Source organism: Pantoea sp. Ap-870 (assembly GCF_011752515.1).
Taxonomy (GTDB): Bacteria; Pseudomonadota; Gammaproteobacteria; order Enterobacterales; family Enterobacteriaceae; genus Pantoea; species Pantoea dispersa.
Map to the genome: position 1 here is coordinate 608,489 of NZ_VWXG01000002.1, position 19,014 is coordinate 627,502.

Below are 19,014 nucleotides of genomic sequence, written 5' to 3' on the forward strand. Positions count from 1 at the left end.
TTGTATATTGGTGTGCAACTTCTTTACATTCCTGCGTAAATCGCCGCATCGCGCCGCTTTTTTGTCAGTTTTTGTCAAGAGGGCAACATAGATGCTTAGACGGGAACGTTATGGTTAATAAGCAAATCATCCAGCATGGCAGCATAAGCAGGTGCCTGATTTGCGGTAACAATCTGATTTTTGCGCGATGAAAGGGCCGCATTCAGGCCAGCAAAGAACCCTATTGCCGGATTCCGGCAATAGATATCTGTTTTTCGCATTTGTGATCGCTGCCTATCTTCCTGAGAATGGCTGCGGGACGTTTTGAGGATGACAATCCTTTGCGCCGCGCGGCTTTACGCGACATGGGCAAAGGGAAAAATACATCGCTACCTCGACGCCTTTTCCCTGCCGGGAAACATTTTAAATATCAGGAGAAAGGTTCCAGTGAAATTCGCAAAAGGTATCACCCTTTTCGCACTCGCTCTCAGTGCGCACACCGCGTTTGCCGCCGAACAATCCGTCCCCACCGACAGCTCACTGCATGTACAGGCTGATGCCGGGCTGAAAAGCCTGGTGCCCGCCGACGTGGCGAAGCGCGGCTATATTGTGGCAGGAACCAACCCTAACACGCCGCCCACCACCTTCTATAAAGAAGACAACAAAACGCTGGCCGGCCGTGAAATTGACATCATGAACGCGGTCGGTGAGCGTCTCGGCATTCAGGTGCAGTGGCGTGATACCGGCGGCTTCGATAACATCATTCCGGGACTGAAAACCGGCCGCTACGATGTGGCCTTGTCCAACATCAACGCCACGCCGGCGCGCGCCAAAATTATCGACTTCGTGAGTTACTACGACGCCAGCCGTCTCGGCATTATTTCGCGGAAAGACGCCAACGTCGCGCCGTTCAAAACCCTTGACGAGGTGTGCGGTAAAGAAGTCGGCGCCGGTTCCGGCACCACCCAGGTGACCCGTCTGGAAGAGGCCAGCAAAGCCTGTGAAGCGGCCGGGAAAAAACCGATTAAAGTGTCAGTGTTCCCGGATCGCCCGGCGGGTGTTCAGGCCGTGGTCAGCGGGCGTGTGCCGATGTTCCTCGGTCCATACGAAGGCCTGCTGTGGCAGGTGAAAGTGATCAAACCGCTGACCATGAGCGGCGAAATCACCGTGCATGATGCGCCGGTATCGGTCGCCTTCCCGAAAGATTCCGCGCTTGAACCTGCGGTACAGGCAGCGCTGAACTCGCTGATTAAAGATGGCAGCTACCAGAAGATCCTGGATAACTGGGGCATCGGCTTTGGCGCGGTTAAAGAGTCAAAACGTAATCAGGATATCTTTCAATGAGTGACTTTCACGACCACACCGACGATCTGAAAATCGTCGGTAAACGCTACTACGGACGCTGGCTCAGTGCGCTGGTGGTGCTGTTGTGCGTGGTGGCGATGGCGCATTCGATGATCAACAATCCGCGCTTCGAATGGGGCGTGATTGCGGAAAACTTCACCGGCGAGTCGATCCTGCAGGGCGTGCTGATGACGCTGCAGCTGACCGCGATTTCGGTGGTGCTGGGCTTCGCCTTTGGCACGGTGCTGGCGCTGATGCGCCTGTCATCCAACCCGGTGCTGGTCGGCGTCAGCTGGTTCTATACCTGGTTTTTCCGCGGCGTGCCGATGCTGGTACAGCTGTTCCTGTGGTACAACATCGCGGCGCTGTACCCGACCATTTCGCTGTCGCTGCCGGGTCTGGGTGAAATCTGGAGTACTCAGTCCAATGCGCTGGTCAGCCCGTTCAGCGCGGCGGTGATCGCGCTGGTAATGCATCAGTCCGCCTATGCGGCGGAGATCGTGCGCGCCGGGATTCAGAGCGTTGGCAACGGCCAGCTGGAAGCCGCCCGTGCGCTGGGTTACCGTCCGGCGCAGATTTTCCGCCATACCGTACTGCCGCAGGCGATGCGCGCCATCATGCCGCCGGCCGGTAACGAAATCATCGGCCAGCTGAAAACCACGGCGGTGGTATCGGTGATCTCCCTGCAGGATGTGCTGTTTTCGGCGCAGATCATCTATCAGCGCACCTATGAAGTGATCCCGCTGCTGCTGGTGGCGACGCTGTGGTATCTGCTGATGACTTCGATACTGTCGGTTGGTCAGTTCTACGTCGAGCGCTACTTTGGCCGTGGCGTAACGCGCCGTGAAAAGCGCAGTTTGCTCAAGTCACTGCCCGGTTTTTCCGCGCCTAAAGCCGAAAGGAGCGTAAGCAATGGCTGAAGCGATCGCCTTACGTAAGGTGACCAAACGTTTTTCCGGCGTCACTATTCTGGATGAAGTTAATCTTGATATCCCGGCTGGCTCGGTGACGGTGATCCTCGGACCGTCCGGCTCGGGCAAATCAACGCTGCTGCGCTGCATCAACCATCTGGAAAAACTGGATGGCGGCACGATTCGTATCGGCGGCGAGATCATCGGTTACAAACAGAAAGGCCAGGCGCTGCACGAGCTGAGCAGCAGCGAGATTGCGCGTCAGCGTGCCGAAATCGGCATGGTGTTTCAGCAGTTCAACCTGTTCCCGCACCGCACCGTACTGCAAAACATTGTCGATGCGCCGATGCGGGTGAAAAAACAGAGCCGCCAGCAGGCGACCAGCAAAGCGCTGTCGCTGCTTAAGCAGGTGGGGCTGGCCGGGCGCGAAGAAGAGTGGCCGCAGAATCTCTCCGGTGGTCAGCAGCAGCGCGTGGCGATCGCCCGTGCGCTGGCGATGGATCCCGGCGTGATGCTGTTTGATGAGCCCACGTCTGCGCTCGATCCGGAACTGGTGGGTGAAGTGCTGCAGGTGATCAAACAGCTGGCGCACTCCGGCATCACCATGGTGATCGTGACACACGAGATCGGTTTTGCGCGCGAGGTGGCCGATAACATCGTGTTTATGGAAGGCGGGCGGATTGTGGCGGCGGGGCCGACGCAGCAGGTGCTCGACGATCCGGAAAACGGACGGGTAAGAAACTTTATTGCAACGGTGCTGTAAGCACCGTTTTTCATTTTTGACTCCAGGAAGCATGATGACGCAAAAACCGGTGATGCACAGCGCCCACTGGGGTGCTTTTACTGCCCGCCAGCAGGGCGATCGACTGACCATCGAACCGTTTCACGGCGATCCCGATCCCAGCCCGCTGCTGCAAAACTTTCACAATGTCCTGCATCACCCGGCGCGCGTGGCGCAACCGATGGTGCGCCGTGGCTGGCTGGAAAACGGGCCCGGCGCGGATCCACGTCGCGGTAATGACGACTATGTGGCGGTGAGCTGGGAGCAGGCTTACACGCTGGTGGCGCGCGAACTGCAGCGCGTCGGTGACGCGTATGGGCCGGAAGGTATTTTTGGTGGCTCATATGGCTGGTCAAGTGCCGGCCGTTTTCATCACGCGCAGAGCCAGGTGCACCGCTTTCTTAACACGGTGATGGGTGGCTATGTGCGCTCGGTGAACAGCTACAGTTCCGGCTCGGCTTCGGTGCTGTTACCGCATATCGTCGGCGACATGAATGAGATCGCCCGCCGCGGCGTCAGCTGGGAAGAGATCGCCCGGCATAGCGAGATCGTGCTGGCGTTCGGCGGCCTGGCGCTGAAAAACTCGCAGGTGGCAAGCGGTGGTCTGAGCGAACACACCGAACGCGGCTTTATGCAGCAGGCGGCAGAACGCGGCGCACGCTTTATTTCCGTGAGCCCGTTGCAGAGCGATCTGCCCGATGAGGCGCAGGGAGAGTGGCTGGCGCTGCGCCCCGGTACCGATGCGGCCTTCATTCTCGGTCTGCTGTCGGTGCTGATTGACGAGCAGCGCACCGATGAAGCTTTCCTCGCGCGTTACACCGTCGGCTGGCCGCAAATGGTCGCCTATATTCGCGGCGAAGAGGACGGTACGCGGCGCGACGCACAGTGGGCGGCTGAGATTTGTGGCGTCAGCGCGGCAACAATCACCGATTTTGCCCGCCAGCTGCACGGCAAGCGCGTGCTGGTTACCGTGGCGCACGCGTTGCAGCGCGCGGAACACGGTGAGCAACCGGTATGGCTGGGGCTGGTGCTGGCGGCCGCGCTGGGCCAGCCGGGGCTGCCGGGCGGTGGCTACACCTATGCGCTCGGCGCGCTCGGCCATTACGGTAAGCATCATAATCTGGTGAGTTTCCCGGCGCTGCCGCAGGGCAGGAACGGGATTGACCGGCTGATTCCGGTGGCGCGCATCGCCGATATGCTGCTGCATCCCGGCACGCAATTTGATTACAACGGCCGGCGCTTAACATATCCGCACATCCGTCTGGCCTACTGGGCGGGCGGCAATCCATTCCATCATCATCAGGATCTGGCGCGGCTGCGGCAGGCGTTTTGCCAGCTGGATACGCTGATTGTGCACGAGACCGCGTGGACCGCCAGCGCGCGCCATGCGGATATCGTGCTGCCTGCCACCATGACGCTGGAGCGTGAAGATATCGGCGGTGCGCCGACCGATCGTCATCTGTTTGCCATGCAGCCGGTGGCGCAACCTTACGCGCAGGCGCAGGATGACTACACCATTTTTGCTGAACTGGCGCGTCGTTTAGGCCGTGAAGAGGCATTCACCGAAGGACGCGACGCCCGCGGCTGGCTGCGCCATCACTATGCGCAGCTGCAGGAAAAACTGGCCGCGCATCAGGTGACGATTCCTGACTTCGACCAGTTCTGGCTGCAGGGTGTGATTGAACTGCCGCAGCTGAAAGATGGCGGGCGGATGATCAATGCGTTTCGGGCCGATCCGGCGGCGGCACCGCTACCGACGCCGAGCGGCAAAATCGAAATCTTTTCCGCCACCATCGCCAGCTTTGGCTATGAAAATTGCCCCGGCCATCCGGTGTGGCGCGCGCCGCAGCAGCAGCCGGATGCGGAACATCCGCTGTGGTTGATCGCGAATCAGCCGGCCACGCGTCTGCACAGCCAGCTGGATTTTGGTGACTACAGCCTGAGCGGCAAACGCGAAGGACGTGAGGTGTGCAGCCTGCATCCGCACGATGCCGCCGCGCGCGGCATTACCGACGGCGACATTATCGAGTTGTACAATCAGCGCGGTCACGTGCTGGCCAGCGCTCGCGTTACCGAAAGCATTATGCCCGGTGTGGTGCAGTTGCCGACCGGCGCCTGGTACGATCCGATCGATCCCACCGCGCTGCGACCGCTGTGTCGCCACGGCAATCCGAATGTGCTGACGCTGGATATCGGTACTTCATCGCTGGCGCAGGGCTGTAGCGGACAAATCACCGTGGTGCAGTTGCGCAAATACCGCGGCGAGCTGACGCCGGTGCAGGCATTTATTCCGCCGCAACCGGTCAGCTACAGCACTGAGATTATCTGAGGCCGTGCAGGGCTTCGCCTACCGCATCAAATAGCCGGTCCAGTTCGGCCGGCTGGGTATCAAACATCGGGCCGAACTGCAGCGTATCGCCGCCAAAGCGGACGTAAAAGCCGGCTTTCCACAGCGCCATGCCCGCTTCAAACGGCCGCACGGTCGCGTCACCTTCACGGGGTGCCAGCTGAATGGCACCGACCAGCCCGCAGTTGCGGATATCCACCACCTGCGGACAATCGCGCAGCCCGTGCAGCGCACGTTCAAAATGCGGTGCCAGTTCGGCCGACTGGCTAATCAGCGCCTCGTTTTCCAGCACGTCCAGCGTCGCCAGCGCGGCCGCGCAGGCCACCGGATGCGCCGAATAGGTGTAGCCGTGCGCAAACTCAACCGCGTGCTGCGGCAGCGGCTGAGACATAAAGGTGTGATAGATTTCGCTGCTGGCCACCACGCCGCCCAGCGGAATGGCACCGTTGGTAATCTGTTTGGCGAAGTTGAGCAGATCCGGTGTGACGCCAAAATACTCCGCGCCGCTCCAGCGTCCCATGCGGCCAAAGCCGGTGATCACCTCGTCAAAAATCAGCAAAATATCGTGCTGCGTACAGATCTCACGCAGGCGCTGCAGGTAGCCGTGCGGCGGAATAATCGCGCCGGCGGAACCGGACAGCGGTTCAACAATCAGCGCGGCAATAGTCGAAGCATCATGCAGTTCAATCAGCTTCAGCATCTCATCCGCCAGCGCCTCGCCCCCCGTGGCGGGCTGACCGGGTGTGAACGCCAGCTCTGGCTGCAGCGTATGCGGCAGGTGATCAACCTCCAGCAGCTGACCAAAGGCCTTACGGTTGCCGCCGATTCCTCCAAGGCTGGTGCCGCCAATGTTCACGCCGTGATAGCCACGCGCGCGACCAATCAGCCGGGTTTTATTGGGCTGGCCTTTGGCCCGCCACCAGGCGCGCGCCATTTTCACCGCAGTATCCGCCGACTCCGACCCCGAACCGGTAAAGAACACGTGGTTGAGATGGCCGGGCATCAGGCTGGCGATGCGCTCGGCCAGCTGAAACGACAGCGGATGGCCATACTGAAAGCCCGGCGAGTAATCCAGCGTACCGAGTTGCTGCGCGACCGCCTGCTGGATTTCACGGCGCGTGTGGCCCGCGCCGCAGGTCCATAAACCGGACAGACTATCGAAAATCTGGCGGCCGTCGCCATCGGTCAGCCAGTGGCCGTGCGCGGCGACAATAAAACGGGGATCCTGCTGAAAATAGCGGTTAGCAGTGAACGGCATCCAGTGCGCCTGTAAATTCAGGTCGGCGGTATTGATCGGCTGTGACATCGGGTTTTCTCCGGCGGGTGATAAGCAGAGTTTGCAATCCGCCCCCGGTTAAGTTAAATGCTAATTAACTTGTCTTCACTTATGGATTTACTCACCTGAATGAAAAAGAAAACGCTGGCCCAGGTGACCGACTTTGACCTCAGACTGCTGCGCGTTTTCAAAACCGTCAGCGAGTGCGGCAGCTTTTCCGCCGCCGAAAGCCTGCTCGGCATTACGTGCTCGGCCATCAGCCTGCATATGAGCGATCTGGAAAAACGGCTGGGCATGCGCCTGTGCCAGCGCGGTCGCGCCGGGTTTGCGCTCACTGAGGAAGGGCGTGAAATTTTACGACACAGCGAGACCATGATGGCGGCGGTGGAAGATTTTCGCCAGCAGGTGAACCAGATGCATCAGCAGCTGCGCGGGGAGTTCAACATCGGCATCATCAATAATCTGGTGACGCAGCCGCGCATGCGTCTCACCCATGCGCTGGCGGCGCTGCGGGAGAGCGGGGCAGGGATCCGTATCAACATCAGTATGTTAACCGCGGCGGACATCGAGCGAGGTCTGCTGGAAGGACGCCTGCACGTCGGCGCGCTGCCGATGGCGGCGCCGGTCTCCGGGCTGGCGTACGCACAGTTGTATGATGAACATGCTCAGCTCTATTGCAGCAACGCGCACCCGCTGTTTAACCAGGCGGAGCGGCCGGAACACCACGCGCTGGCGGCCTGCGATGCGATAGCGCCGCTGTTTCGCATGCCGGCGGAGGCGATTGCGCTGCACCAGCAGCTGAACTGCAGCGCCACCGCTTCCGATCGCGAAGGGATCGCGTTTCTCATTCTCACCGGGCGCTATATCGGTTTCCTGCCGGACCACTACGCCGCGCAGTGGGTGGAGAAAAAGCAAATGCGCGCCCTCGCGCCGCAGCAGTTCCATTACCACAGTCTAATCGCGCTTGTTACGCGCCAGGGCTCGCGTCACAACGCCATCCTGCAACGCTTTTTGCAGGCGCTGGCGCTGGACGAGCACGACGCTTAGCGGAGGCGTTTAGGCTATCTAGTTACAACATACTGTTAGTGTACTACATCAATCCGGACGCCAGCACCGTGCGGCGCAAAGTCTGACAGACCTTAATGGCAGGCAGGGTGGCGAGAGAGAAGAGGGCGAAAAAAGGGGAGAACCGTACGTTCTCCCCTGAGATATCACTGCTTTATGCGCGCAGCGGCTCGCCGCGCACCGGGCGATCGCCCGCCACGAAGTAATCCGCTTCGCTGCGCGGCAGCGGCTGGCGGCCACGAATGTTGTCGGCGATCTTCTCACCAATCATGATGGTGGTGGCGTTCAGGTTACCGGTGATGATCAGCGGCATAATAGAGGCGTCGACCACGCGCAGCCCCTGCAGGCCGTGCACGCGACCTTCGCCATCCACAACCGCCATCTCATCGCTGCCCATTTTACAGGTGCCGCACGGATGGTAAGCGGTCTCAGCATGGTTGCGCACAAACTCATCCAGTTGCTCGTCGCTCTGGCACTCCAGCCCCGGACTGATCTCTTTGCCGCGATACTTATCCAGCGCCGGCTGGTTGATGATTTGGCGCGTGATGCGGATGGCATCGCGGAACTCATGCCAGTCCTGCTCGTGCGCCATGTAGTTGAACAGAATCGCCGGATGCCGGCGCGGATCGCGCGACTTAATGCGCACGTGACCGCGGCTTGGTGAACGCATCGAACCGACGTGACACTGGAAACCGTGCGCTTCTACCGCATTCGAGCCGTTGTAGTTAATCGCCACCGGCAGGAAGTGGTACTGAATGTTGGGCCAGGCAAACTCTTCCCGGCTGCGGATAAAGCCACCGCCCTCAAATTGGTTGCTGGCGCCGATACCGGTGCCTTTGAATAGCCACTCGGCACCAATTTTCGGCTGGTTCCACCACTTCAGGGCCGGATAGAGCGATACCGGCTCTTTGCACTCGTACTGCAGGTACATCTCCAGATGATCCTGCAGGTTTTCACCGACGCCCGGGAGATCATGCACCAGCGGGATATCGTGCTGCTTCAGCAATGCCGCCGCGCCAACGCCGGAGCGCTGCAGAATCTGCGGCGAGGCGATAGCACCGGCGCACAGCAGCACTTCACGCCGCGCATGCACGGTGTGCGACGTATCGCTGGCGCCGTGCAGATACTGCACGCCGACCGCGCGTTTGCCCTCGAACAGAATACGATCGGTGGTGGCGTGGGTGATGATTTTCAGGTTCGGACGCTGTTTTGCCGTATCCAGATAACCACGCGCGGTGCTGGAGCGGCGGCCCTGCGGCGTCACGAAACGGTCCATCGGACCAAATCCTTCCTGCTGATAACCGTTGAGATCGTCGGTGCGCGGATAGCCCGCCTGCACGCCGGCTTCAATCATCGCGGCGAACAGCGGGTTGTTGCCAGGCTTACAGGTGGTGATGCTCACCGGGCCTTCGCCACCGTGATAATCATTAGCACCGATATCGCGCGTTTCCGACTTGCGGTAGTAGGGCAGGCAGTCGCGGTAAGTCCAGTTTTCCAGACCCGGCTGCTGCGCCCAGTTGTCGAGATCCATGGCGTTACCACGGATGTAGCACATGCCGTTGATCAGCGACGAACCGCCCAGCCCTTTACCGCGTCCGCACTCCATGCGGCGGTTATTCATGTGTGGCTCAGGCTCGGTTTCATACGCCCAGTTGTAGCGTTTGCCCTGTAACGGCCAGGCCAGCGCCGCCGGCATTTGCGTGCGGAAATCAAAGCGGTAATCGGGACCGCCGGCCTCCAGCAGCAGGACGTTCACGCTGCTGTCTTCGGTCAGTCTTGTTGCCAAAACGTTCCCTGCGGACCCGGCTCCGATAATGATGTAATCAAATTCCATTAGTCGCTCCTCAGGTTAAGCTTGATTAAAATACCGACTGAAAACGGGTCAGTTCGACCTGCACAGACTTCACCTGGGTGTAGCTCTGCAGCGTCATCAGGCCATTCTCGCGGCCGATACCGGAGTGCTTGTAACCGCCCACCGGCATTTCTGCGGCGGATTCACCCCAGGTGTTGATCCAGCAAATGCCCGCTTCAATCTGGTGAATGACGCGGTGCGCGCGATTCAGATCCCGGGTGACCAGACCCGCCGCCAGGCCGTATTCGGTGGCATTGGCGCGGCGCACCACTTCTTCCTCGCTGTCGTAGGTCAGGATCGACATCACCGGTCCGAAAATCTCTTCGCGTACGATGGTCATCTCATCACGGCAATCGGTGAACACGGTCGGCTCTACCCAGGCACCGTTATCAAACGCCGCGCCGCTCATGCGTTTACCGCCGCACAGCAGGCGCGCGCCTTCGCTGATGCCGGATTCGATATAGCGCAACACATTGTCACGGTGCGGGAAGCTGACCAGCGGGCCAAAGTTGGTGGCCGGATCGTTGACATCGCCAGCTTTGATGCGCGCCACGCGTTCAGCGATTTTGGCCTCAAACGCCTGCTGCAATGCCGTCGGCACAAACACGCGCGTGCCGTTGGTGCACACCTGGCCGGAGCTGTAGAAGTTCGCCATCATGGCGATGTCGGCGGCGAGATCGAGGTCGGCGTCGTCAAACACGATCAGCGGCGATTTGCCGCCCAGCTCCATGGTCACCTCTTTCAGCGTGGAGCCGGCCGCGTTGGCCATCACTTTTTTGCCGCTGGCCACGCCACCGGTGAAAGAGATTTTGTCGATGCCTGGATGGTCGGTCAGCAGCTGACCGGTCACCGCGCCGCGCCCGTTCAGCACGTTGAACACGCCATCCGGTACGCCGGCTTCGCTGTAGATTTCTGCCAGCTTCAGCGCGCTCAGCGGCGTCACTTCGCTGGGTTTAAAGATCATCGCGTTACCAGCCGCCAGCGCCGGCGCAGATTTCCACAGCGCGATCTGGATCGGATAATTCCATGCGCCAATCCCGGCGACCACGCCAAGCGGTTCGCGCCGCGTATAGACGAAGGAGGTATCACGCAGCGGGATCTGCTGGCCTTCCAGCGCCGGGATCAGGCCGGCGTAGTACTCCAGCACATCGGCACCAGTAACAATGTCCACCGCCTGGGTTTCACTCAGCGGTTTACCGGTGTCGAGGGTTTCCAGCGCCGCCAGCTCATCGTTACGCTCGCGCAGGATATCCACCGCACGGCGCAGGATGCGTGACCGCTCCATCGCCGTCATGGCCGCCCAGATTTTCTGGCCTTTTTGCGCGGCGGCGACCGCGCGATCGACATCCGCCTGCGCGGCTTCATGGACCTCGGCCAGCACTTCGCCATTGGCCGGGTTGATGGTCTGGAATGTGTCGCCCGCTGCTGCGGCAACGTATTGACCATCAATGTATAAATGCTGCTCGGTGAATCGGGACATGGTTGCTCCTTCCTCAGTGATTCGCGGCGCCAGCCAGCTGCTGGCGAATGAATTGGGTGGTGAGCGTTCTGGCAATCGCCAGATCAAACGGTTTGCCGCTCAGCGCGGCGCGCAGCCACAGGCCATCAATCAGCGAGGCCAGACCGTGCGCGGCCAGCCGCGCCTGCTCACGCGGCAGCTCGCGGCGAAACTCGGCAGCGAGCGTGGAAAACAGGCGACGGCTGCTGACGCGTTCCAGGCGACCCAGCTGCGGCTGATGCATGCTGCTGGCCCAGAAGTCCAGCCACGCTTTCATCGCCGCGCTGTGCACCTGGGTGTCGTCGAAGTTACCTTCGACAATCGCCAGCAGGCGCGCTTCGGTGCCGGCTCCCGCCAGCGGTTTCAGTCGTGCCGCCACCGCATCACGCAGCTGACGCGTCACGTCGCGCATGGTGGCTTCCAGCAAACCGTTTTTGTCTTTGAAGTAGTGGCTGATGATGCCGGTCGAGACGCCGGCGCGCCGCGCAATCTGCGCAATGGTCGCGTCATTGATCCCGACTTCGTTAATGGTACTCAGGGTCGCATCAATCAGTTGCCGACGACGTATCGGCTGCATTCCCACCTTTGGCATGACTCCAGCTCCACCGCAATGTAAGACCCCTATTAAAACTTTTTTTGATTGCACGTTCAATATAAAAAAGAAACTTGTTAGGATACTGTGCTTCGGTTGTTATGAAAGCGCAACGGGAAGGTGAATACTGAACCGTGCCGAACAATCAGGAGGGAAAACAGGAGAACGATACCGATAAGGCCGATCGCTACGGCCCTGCTACTTCATTGAATAATTACAGGAAATTAACCAGAGGTAACCGATGATTAATCCACCTGCCAGTGAAAAAGACAGAATCAATCCCGTGGTGTTTTACACCTCTGCCGGACTGATTCTGACATTTTCACTTGTCACCATTTTGTACAGCGATCTCGCTGCCGGCTGGATCCAGAGCGCCGTCAACTGGGTATCGTCCACTTTTGGCTGGTACTACATGCTGGCCGCCACGCTGTATATCGTCTTCGTCATCTATATGGCCTGTTCACGCTACGGCGCCATCAAGCTGGGCCCGGAGCAGTCCAAACCCGAATTCAGTCTGCTGAGCTGGTCGGCGATGCTGTTTGCCGCCGGCATCGGCATCGATTTGATGTTCTTCTCGGTGGCGGAACCGGTCACGCAGTATATGCAGCCGCCGGAAGGGGCCGGGCAGACCCTGGAAGCGGCGCGTCAGGCGATGGTGTGGACGCTGTTCCACTACGGTCTGACCGGCTGGTCGATGTATGCGCTGATGGGCATCGCGCTCGGCTACTTCAGCTACCGCTATAATCTGCCGCTCACCATTCGCTCGGCGCTCTATCCGATTTTTGGCAAACGTATTAACGGCCCGATTGGCCACACGGTGGATATCGCGGCGGTGATCGGTACCATTTTTGGTATCGCCACCACGCTGGGTATCGGCGTGGTACAGCTCAACTACGGGCTGAAAGTGTTATTTGATGTGCCGGAAGGGCTGACGGCGCAGATAGCGCTGATTGTACTGTCGGTGGTGATCGCCACCATTTCGGTGACCTCGGGCGTGGATAAAGGCATTCGCATCCTGTCGGAGCTGAATGTCGCGCTGGCGCTTGGTCTGATTCTGTTTGTGCTGTTTATGGGCAAGACGGATTTCCTGCTCAACGCGCTGGTGCTGAACGTCGGTGATTACATCAACCGCTTTATGGGCATGACGCTCAACACCTTTGCGTTTGATCGTCCGACGCAGTGGATGAACAGCTGGACGCTGTTTTTCTGGGCGTGGTGGGTGGCGTGGTCGCCGTTTGTCGGCCTGTTCCTCGCCCGCATTTCCCGCGGCCGCACCATCCGTGAGTTTGTGCTCGGCACGCTGATTATCCCGTTCACCTTCACGCTGCTGTGGCTGTCGGTGTTCGGTAACGCGGCGCTGTACGAGATCATCCACGGCGATGCCGGTTTTGCCCAGGAAGTGATGGCGCATGCCGAGCGCGGGTTCTACAGCCTGCTGGCGCAGTATCCGGCGTTTAAGTTCAGCGCCTCGGTCGCCACCATTACTGGCATGCTGTTTTATGTTACCTCGGCGGATTCCGGCTCGCTGGTGCTGGGGAACTTCACCTCGAAGCTGAAGGATATCAACAGCGATGCGCCAAACTGGCTGCGCATTTTCTGGTCGGTGGCGATTGGCGTGCTGACCATGGGCATGCTGATGACCAACGGCATCTCTGCGCTGCAAAACACCACGGTGATCATGGGCCTGCCGTTCAGCTTCGTGATTTTCTTTGTGATGGCCGGGCTGTATAAATCACTCAAAGTGGAAGATCATCGCCGCGCCAGCGCCAGCCGTGATACCGCGCCCTATATTCCGGCGAGCAATGATCGTCTGAGCTGGAAAAAGCGGCTGTCGCGCCTGATGAACTACCCGGGCACGCGCTATACCCAGCAGATGATGGAAACCGTGATCTATCCGGCGATGCAGGATGTCGCCAAAGAGCTGGAGCTGCGCGGCGGTCGCGTATCGCTGGAGAGCGTTGCGCCGGAAGAGGGCCAGCCGCTGGGCTACCTTGATCTGCGCGTGCACCTCGGCGAGGAGCAGGATTTCGTCTATCAGGTGTGGCCGCAGCAGTATTCGGTGCCGGGCTTTACCTATCGCGCCCGCAGCGGTAAGTCGCACTATTACCGGTTGGAAACCTTCCTGCTGGAGGGCAGCCAGGGCAACGATCTGATGGACTACAACAAGGAGCAGGTGATCATCGACATTCTCGATCAGTACGAGCGTCACCTGAACTTTATCCATCTGCATCGTGAAGCGCCGGGCAGCAATATCACTTACCCGAGCGTGTAACAGTGCGGGCAGCCGTGCAAGGCGGCTGCCCGTTTAATCACGTGGCGTTCCTCGCATAATTGCCAGCGGCAGCTAGACTCACTAGCTGACCTGAAGGGGAACATAATGAAATTGGGTTTTGCGTGTAAGTACTTTGATTCTGAGGCTAAACAGCCATTTCCATTTAAAACCACCACCCGCACACGCTTTCTCACTATGGAGCGTAACGCGGCGGCCACGCTGCTGCTGACACTGGCACAAAATAACCTGCAGAACCTCTCTCTGACGCTGGAACAGCTGGCGCAGCAGCCGGATGCATTACGCATGATGCGCATCGGCAGCGATCTGCTGCCGCTGTACACCGTGCCGCTGGCCACTGAACTGTATGGCGATATTCTGCCCGAGCTGCAGCCGCTGTTTAGCCGCTGCGGCGAATTGGCCCGCGCGCACAACATTCGCCTGTCGTTCCATCCCGGCCAGTATACGGTGCTGGCTTCGGATAATGATGACGTGGTGGATCGGGCGCTGGAGGATGTCGAGTACCATACGCTGTGCGCGGTGCTGATGGGCTACGGCAGGCAGTTTCAGGATTTCAAAATCAACATCCACATGAACGGCAAACGCGGTATTGAGGGTTTTCGCGCGGCGTTTATGCGCCTCAGCCCGGAAGCCCGCAATATGCTGACGGTGGAAAATGACGAAATTTCCTGCTCGCTGGATGACGTCTTGCAGGCGCGTGCGCTGTGTCCGGTGGTACTGGATATTCACCATCACTGGGTGAAAGAGAATCAGTTTATTCAGGCCAGCGATGCGCGCGTGGCGGTGATTCTGGAGTCGTGGCGCGGCGTGCGGCCGGTGCTGCACTATTCGATCGCCCAGGAAGGGCTGATCCCGGAGAGCGGCTTTCCCGATCAGGAGCTACTCGCCGCCTCAAAGCCGAAGCTGCGCGCCCATTCTGACTACTATTTCAACCAGACGCTGAATGACTGGGCGCTGTCGTTTGATCGCTTCGACATCATGTGCGAAGTCAAAATGAAGAACCTCGCGCGCGATCGCCTGTATGACTATGCGCAGACGCGCTGATTAACCGCTTACGGCGCCGTGATCACAATGGCGACGCGGCGATTTTGCGCCCGGCCCTGCGCAGTGTTATTGCTGGCGACCGGCGCGCTCATGCCCAGCCCGCGCGTCACGATGTTTTGCCGTGGAATCGCCGCGCCGGTGGCCCACTGATCGGCCACCGCGTTGGCGCGCTTCAGCGACAGCTGCTGGTTGTAATCCGCTTTGCCGTAGTTATCGGTGTGGCCGTCTATGCGCAGATGTTCGATGCCGGTGGCGGCCAGGTTTTTCGCCATCTGCGCAATGCTGGCTTTGCTGGCGGGCGTCAGGTCAGATTCATTGATGCCAAACAGGATCTTATCGGACAGGCCCAGTCCCCAGCCTTCAGTGTTTTCGCTGAAGCCGGCGTCGCGCATCGCTTTAATCTGCGCGTCGCTAAAACGCCCGGTTGACTGACAGCCGACACAGGCCAGCACCATAACCAGCAAACATGATTTCAGTTTCATACGCGTACCTTACTCATTCCTTTGTTTTTATACATGTGCATATCGGCGCGCTCCAGAATCGACGCCACCGAATCGCCATGCTGCGACCAGGCGTAGCCGATGGTCACCGATGTGGTGATCTGCGTGCCTTCCGAAATCACAATCGATTGCGCGATTGCGGTACGAATATCTTCCGTCAGCTGCTGCAGATCGGCTTCTGAGGTGCGGCTGGTGATCAGCATGGCAAACTCGTCACCACCCAGCCGCGCCACCAGATCGTCCTGATACGCCAGCGCGCTGAGGCGCGCCGCGATGGCCTTCAACACTTCATCACCGGCGGCATGGCCCCAGTTGTCGTTAATGCTCTTGAAGCGATCGCCGTCGAGAAACAGCAGCACAAAATTCTCATGCGCCAGCTGCTGATCCAGCAACTGCGACAGGCGGCCAACGAACGCCGAGCGGTTGGCCAGTCCGGTTAATGGATCCTCCAGCGCTTTGGCCGCCAGTGAACGGTTATCGCGCAGCAGCGAGGCTTTTAGCGTCTGCATTTCACTCAGCAGCGAGTTGAGATCTTCGGAAAACAGCTGAAACTCTTTGGTCGGATTTTGCGGTACGCGCGTCGAGAAATCGCCAGAGCGAATCACGTAATGGATGGCGCTGGTGATATTGCGCAGCGAGCGCAGAATACCGCGATGCAGAAATTCACTCAGCAGGCAGGAAATCACCAGCACGCACAGCATGCCAATCGATAAAATCATCATCGAATAACGAATGAAATCGGCGGCGCCGCTGACGGTACCGGCCAGCATTAAGTGGCCGACTTTGGCTTCGGCGTGATTAATATCGATCGCCAGCGGCTGCTGATAGATCCAGCGTCGCAGCAGCGTTTCATACCAGCCGCTCTCTTCCCGGCGATCGTGCCAGTCCACCAGAATGGTATTGCCCGCCGTGACCAGTTTTGCGGAGGCAAACATGCCTTCATTGCCGAGCAGAGCAATTTTGTTACGCGCATCGTAACTGTCTTCAAATACCGTTGCGGCGGTCAGGCTGGTGCTGAGTGTGGCGGCAATAAGCTCGAGGTTTCTTTTCTCATAGCGTTTAATAAACAGCAAAGACGTCGATGTCAGCAGCAGCCAGCACAGCAGTAATATCACGGCGGCATTGACGGTGCTGATACGACGCAACTTATTGCGAATCGATGATTTATCTTTTTTTATGCTATCAAACTTCATCTTATTTGCTTCCTTTGCGGGACAGCAACAACACGTCCGGGCTCACTCTGACACCGCTGCGCGCCAGCGAGTCAAGGTTGACGGAAAATGCGGTGTGATCGCGGCTAAAGATCAGACAAAAGGCCGCGCCAACCGCACAGTCCGGGTTGTTTTCCGCGATGGACAGGACGGCTTTACCCTGTAGCATCGCCAGCAGTTCAGTTTGCTGCTGCGGCGTCTGATCGCCGAAGTAAATGGCATCGCAGCGCTGGCGGCTGAGTTCGCTGGTCTGGTTAATCCACACCACGCTGAACGGCGTCGGGCCCTGAGGCTGCGCAAGGTGCTGTGCTGAAGCGAATACGCACAGCTGTGGCGGCTGTGTTAACTGTGGCCAGTGGCTAAAACTGATGATGCCGCTGACGATGCGGTTAGCCTGGTCGTCACGCTGAACCGCACTGTTTGCCGCCTGAGCAGCAGGAAAACAGAGGAGATAAATGAGAGAAAATACGGGAAGAAATACGCGTAAGCCCTGCAATAAATAGAGCAGCTGGCTGTCGCCCTTCACCTTTAATTGTAGTTGTAACATAGCGCTATCTCTGAACAGCAACCGGGAAATAGTACCATCGCGCTGTACAAAAGAGTACCGCTGTACAGGCGCTGATACCGCGATCGGGCAGGGTAGAATAAATTCGTCAGGACCGGATTTAAATAGAGAGTTAAAAGAGGAATGAATAAAAACGCAGCAGAATAAGCGTATTAAGGCTGACTTCTGCCGGATATTCCCGCAGCAAAATTAGCGCAGCGGCGAGATTTTTCGCAAAAAGATTTGCTTGATAACGCCGGATATTCCCTTGGTGACGTAATGGCCCTGAATTGAACAATCATTCAGCGCCATTCACCGCATTTTTTTAATTAAAAATCCAAATCCCGGCCGTTGCTGGCAATGACCCGCTGATACCACCAGAAGGATTTTTTGCGCAGCCGGTTGAGCGTGCCGTTGCCGTGGTCGTCGCGATCGACATAGACAAATCCGTAGCGTTTACTCATTTCACCGGTCGACGCCGCGACCAGATCGATGCAGCCCCAGGTGGTGTAGCCCATCACCGGCACGCCGTCAGCAATCGCTTCACCCATGGCGCGAATGTGCTGTTGCAGGTAGCTGATGCGGTAATCGTCTGCAATTTCCCCGCTGGCATTGATTTCATCGTGCGCGCCGAGACCGTTTTCCACCAGAAACAGCGGTTTCTGATAGCGGTCGTACATCATATTCATGGTGATGCGCAGGCCAAGGGGATCAATGCCCCAGCCCCAGGCGCTGCGCGCCAGATGCGGATTGGTCAGTGACTTCACCACGTTGGCGGCGCTGCTGTTCTGTTCATTCATCTCTGCCGAGGCGCAGCGTGAGGCGTAATAGCTGAAGGAGATGAAATCGACGGTATGGCGCAGCAGTTCGCTATCGCCTTCCGCCATGACAATCTCCACGCCTTTCTCGCGGAATACCCGGGCGGCATAAGCGGGATAAGCGCCGCGCGCCTGAACGTCGATAAAGAATAAGTTCTCGCGATCTTTCTGTAACGCGGCCCACACATCTTCCGGCTTGCAGGACCACGGATAAAAGTTGCCGCCGGCCAGCATGCAGCCAATCTGATTTTGCGGATTGATCTCATGGGCGATTTTGGTTACCAGCGCGCTGGCGACCAGTTCATGATGCGCTGCCTGATATTTCACCTGTTCGTGATGTTCATCCGGCGCGAACACCAGACCGGCACCGGAGAACGGGCTGTGCAACAGGATATTGATCTCATTGAAGGTCAGCCAGTATTTCACCAGACCATCAAACGCTTCGAAGCAGGTGCGGGCGTAGCGGGCAAAGAAATCGATCATTTTACGGTTGCGCCACGAGCCATATTCGGTGACCAGATGCATCGGCACATCGAAGTGACACAACGTGACCAGTGGTTCGATGCCGTATTTGCGGCACTCTTCAAATACGCTGCGATAGAAGGCGATACCTGCCGCGTTCGGCGTCAGTTCATCGCCGTTGGGATAAATGCGACTCCAGGCGATGGAGGTGCGAAACACCGTGAAGCCCATCTCCGCCATCAGGGCGATATCTTCTTTATAGCGGTGATAAAAATCGATGGCGTCGTGGCTCGGATAGAACTCATCGTCGCGCAGCGCATAGCGCGGCTCCAGCCCCAGCTTAACCGCCATGCGGTGCTCGCCGTGTGGAATCATGTCCACCGTGGTCAAGCCTTTACCGCCGGCGCGATAACTCCCCTCTGACTGGTTGGCGGCTAACGCGCCGCCCCATAAAAATCCCGCAGGAAATGTCACTTCAGACATCACTCACCTCAATCACA

At 58.6% G+C, this 19,014-nt stretch carries 15 protein-coding genes; 7 read left to right on the forward strand and 8 right to left on the reverse strand.

Features of this window, described 5'->3' with window-relative positions; genetic code table 11:
* Window positions 1-426 precede the first annotated feature (426 nt).
* Genes F3J41_RS08960 through F3J41_RS08975 form a run of 4 tightly spaced genes read left to right on the forward strand, consistent with a single transcriptional unit; the run spans window position 427 to window position 5,344 of the window.
* Window positions 427-1,323, forward strand: coding sequence for an ABC transporter substrate-binding protein (locus F3J41_RS08960; protein ID WP_166710762.1), 897 nt, complete (start codon window positions 427-429; stop codon window positions 1,321-1,323).
* Window positions 1,320-2,243: an amino acid ABC transporter permease gene (locus tag F3J41_RS08965; protein ID WP_058781408.1), complete on the forward strand. Its 924-nt coding sequence runs from the start codon at window positions 1,320-1,322 to the stop codon at window positions 2,241-2,243. The genes F3J41_RS08960 and F3J41_RS08965 overlap by 4 nt, the downstream gene beginning before the upstream one ends.
* Complete coding sequence (locus F3J41_RS08970) at window positions 2,236-2,997, forward strand: amino acid ABC transporter ATP-binding protein (protein WP_058758829.1); 762 nt, start codon at window positions 2,236-2,238, stop codon at window positions 2,995-2,997. Before F3J41_RS08965 ends, F3J41_RS08970 begins: the two co-directional genes overlap by 8 nt.
* 34 nt (window positions 2,998-3,031) lie before the next feature.
* Window positions 3,032-5,344, forward strand: a complete 2,313-nt coding sequence (locus tag F3J41_RS08975) for a molybdopterin-dependent oxidoreductase (RefSeq protein ID WP_166710848.1) — start codon at window positions 3,032-3,034, stop codon at window positions 5,342-5,344.
* On the opposite strand, the gene F3J41_RS08980 is transcribed toward F3J41_RS08975, so the two are convergent.
* A complete protein-coding gene (locus tag F3J41_RS08980) occupies window positions 5,337-6,668 on the reverse strand; it encodes an aspartate aminotransferase family protein (RefSeq protein ID WP_058758827.1) in 1,332 nt (443 codons plus the stop codon). The two genes, F3J41_RS08975 and F3J41_RS08980, sit on opposite strands and share 8 nt — an antisense overlap.
* A 99-nt stretch (window positions 6,669-6,767) precedes the next feature.
* Here F3J41_RS08980 and F3J41_RS08985 point away from each other — a divergent pair, with 99 nt between their 5' ends.
* Window positions 6,768-7,685 (forward strand): LysR family transcriptional regulator, encoded by a 918-nt coding sequence (locus tag F3J41_RS08985; RefSeq protein ID WP_166710764.1) that lies wholly within the window; start codon window positions 6,768-6,770, stop codon window positions 7,683-7,685.
* A gap of 172 nt (window positions 7,686-7,857) precedes the next feature.
* On the opposite strand, the gene betA is transcribed toward F3J41_RS08985, so the two are convergent.
* The 3 genes from betA to betI are packed head-to-tail and all read right to left on the reverse strand — an operon-like array spanning window position 7,858 to window position 11,645.
* Window positions 7,858-9,537 carry a choline dehydrogenase gene (gene betA, locus F3J41_RS08990; protein WP_021509528.1) on the reverse strand — a complete coding sequence of 560 codons (1,680 nt, stop codon included), beginning with the start codon at window positions 9,535-9,537 and terminating at the stop codon, window positions 7,858-7,860.
* Window positions 9,538-9,562: 25 nt separating this feature from the next.
* Window positions 9,563-11,035, reverse strand: a complete 1,473-nt coding sequence (betB, locus tag F3J41_RS08995) for a betaine-aldehyde dehydrogenase (protein ID WP_104187214.1) — start codon at window positions 11,033-11,035, stop codon at window positions 9,563-9,565.
* A 13-nt stretch (window positions 11,036-11,048) separates the two neighbouring features.
* Window positions 11,049-11,645, reverse strand: coding sequence for a transcriptional regulator BetI (betI, locus tag F3J41_RS09000; protein ID WP_058758824.1), 597 nt, complete (start codon window positions 11,643-11,645; stop codon window positions 11,049-11,051).
* 241 nt (window positions 11,646-11,886) lie between these two features.
* Between betI and F3J41_RS09005 the strand changes: the two genes are divergently transcribed.
* Together F3J41_RS09005 and F3J41_RS09010 are read left to right on the forward strand one after the other, a co-directional pair.
* On the forward strand, window positions 11,887-13,917 hold the full coding sequence (locus F3J41_RS09005; protein WP_104187216.1) for a choline transporter: 2,031 nt from the start codon (window positions 11,887-11,889) through the stop codon (window positions 13,915-13,917).
* 105 nt (window positions 13,918-14,022) lie between these two features.
* On the forward strand, window positions 14,023-14,979 hold the full coding sequence (locus tag F3J41_RS09010) for a UV damage endonuclease UvsE (RefSeq protein ID WP_166710766.1): 957 nt from the start codon (window positions 14,023-14,025) through the stop codon (window positions 14,977-14,979).
* Window positions 14,980-14,987: 8 nt separating this feature from the next.
* Here the strand turns inward: F3J41_RS09010 and F3J41_RS09015 are convergent, their stop codons facing one another.
* The 4 genes from F3J41_RS09015 to F3J41_RS09030 all read right to left on the reverse strand — a co-directional run bounded on the left by F3J41_RS09015 (window position 14,988) and on the right by F3J41_RS09030 (window position 18,997).
* On the reverse strand, window positions 14,988-15,461 hold the full coding sequence (locus F3J41_RS09015; RefSeq protein WP_104093570.1) for an OmpA family protein: 474 nt from the start codon (window positions 15,459-15,461) through the stop codon (window positions 14,988-14,990).
* The gene (locus F3J41_RS09020; RefSeq protein WP_166710768.1) at window positions 15,458-16,672 is read right to left on the reverse strand and encodes a diguanylate cyclase domain-containing protein; all 1,215 of its coding nucleotides are present in this window, start codon (window positions 16,670-16,672) and stop codon (window positions 15,458-15,460) included. Before F3J41_RS09020 ends, F3J41_RS09015 begins: the two co-directional genes overlap by 4 nt.
* 1 nt (window position 16,673) lies before the next feature.
* Complete coding sequence (locus F3J41_RS09025; RefSeq protein WP_166710770.1) at window positions 16,674-17,237, reverse strand: YfiR family protein; 564 nt, start codon at window positions 17,235-17,237, stop codon at window positions 16,674-16,676.
* A gap of 326 nt (window positions 17,238-17,563) precedes the next feature.
* On the reverse strand, window positions 17,564-18,997 hold the full coding sequence (locus F3J41_RS09030; protein ID WP_159377765.1) for a 6-phospho-beta-glucosidase: 1,434 nt from the start codon (window positions 18,995-18,997) through the stop codon (window positions 17,564-17,566).
* Window positions 18,998-19,014: the final 17 nt, after the last annotated feature.

Bases quoted from the DNA above. Each gene is read 5' to 3' on its own strand.
- F3J41_RS09005 (WP_104187216.1), top strand. From the start codon at position 11,887: ATGATTAATCCACCTGCCAGTGAAAAAGACAGAATCAATCCCGTGGTG.
- betB (WP_104187214.1), bottom strand. From the start codon at position 11,035: ATGTCCCGATTCACCGAGCAGCATTTATACATTGATGGTCAATACGTT.
- F3J41_RS08980 (WP_058758827.1), bottom strand. From the start codon at position 6,668: ATGTCACAGCCGATCAATACCGCCGACCTGAATTTACAGGCGCACTGG.
- F3J41_RS08985 (WP_166710764.1), top strand. From the start codon at position 6,768: ATGAAAAAGAAAACGCTGGCCCAGGTGACCGACTTTGACCTCAGACTG.
- F3J41_RS08965 (WP_058781408.1), top strand. From the start codon at position 1,320: ATGAGTGACTTTCACGACCACACCGACGATCTGAAAATCGTCGGTAAA.
- F3J41_RS09025 (WP_166710770.1), bottom strand. From the start codon at position 17,237: ATGTTACAACTACAATTAAAGGTGAAGGGCGACAGCCAGCTGCTCTAT.
- F3J41_RS08970 (WP_058758829.1), top strand. From the start codon at position 2,236: ATGGCTGAAGCGATCGCCTTACGTAAGGTGACCAAACGTTTTTCCGGC.
- F3J41_RS09030 (WP_159377765.1), bottom strand. From the start codon at position 18,997: ATGTCTGAAGTGACATTTCCTGCGGGATTTTTATGGGGCGGCGCGTTA.
- F3J41_RS08975 (WP_166710848.1), top strand. From the start codon at position 3,032: ATGACGCAAAAACCGGTGATGCACAGCGCCCACTGGGGTGCTTTTACT.
- F3J41_RS09020 (WP_166710768.1), bottom strand. From the start codon at position 16,672: ATGAAGTTTGATAGCATAAAAAAAGATAAATCATCGATTCGCAATAAG.
- F3J41_RS09015 (WP_104093570.1), bottom strand. From the start codon at position 15,461: ATGAAACTGAAATCATGTTTGCTGGTTATGGTGCTGGCCTGTGTCGGC.
- betA (WP_021509528.1), bottom strand. From the start codon at position 9,537: ATGGAATTTGATTACATCATTATCGGAGCCGGGTCCGCAGGGAACGTT.
- F3J41_RS09010 (WP_166710766.1), top strand. From the start codon at position 14,023: ATGAAATTGGGTTTTGCGTGTAAGTACTTTGATTCTGAGGCTAAACAG.
- betI (WP_058758824.1), bottom strand. From the start codon at position 11,645: ATGCCAAAGGTGGGAATGCAGCCGATACGTCGTCGGCAACTGATTGAT.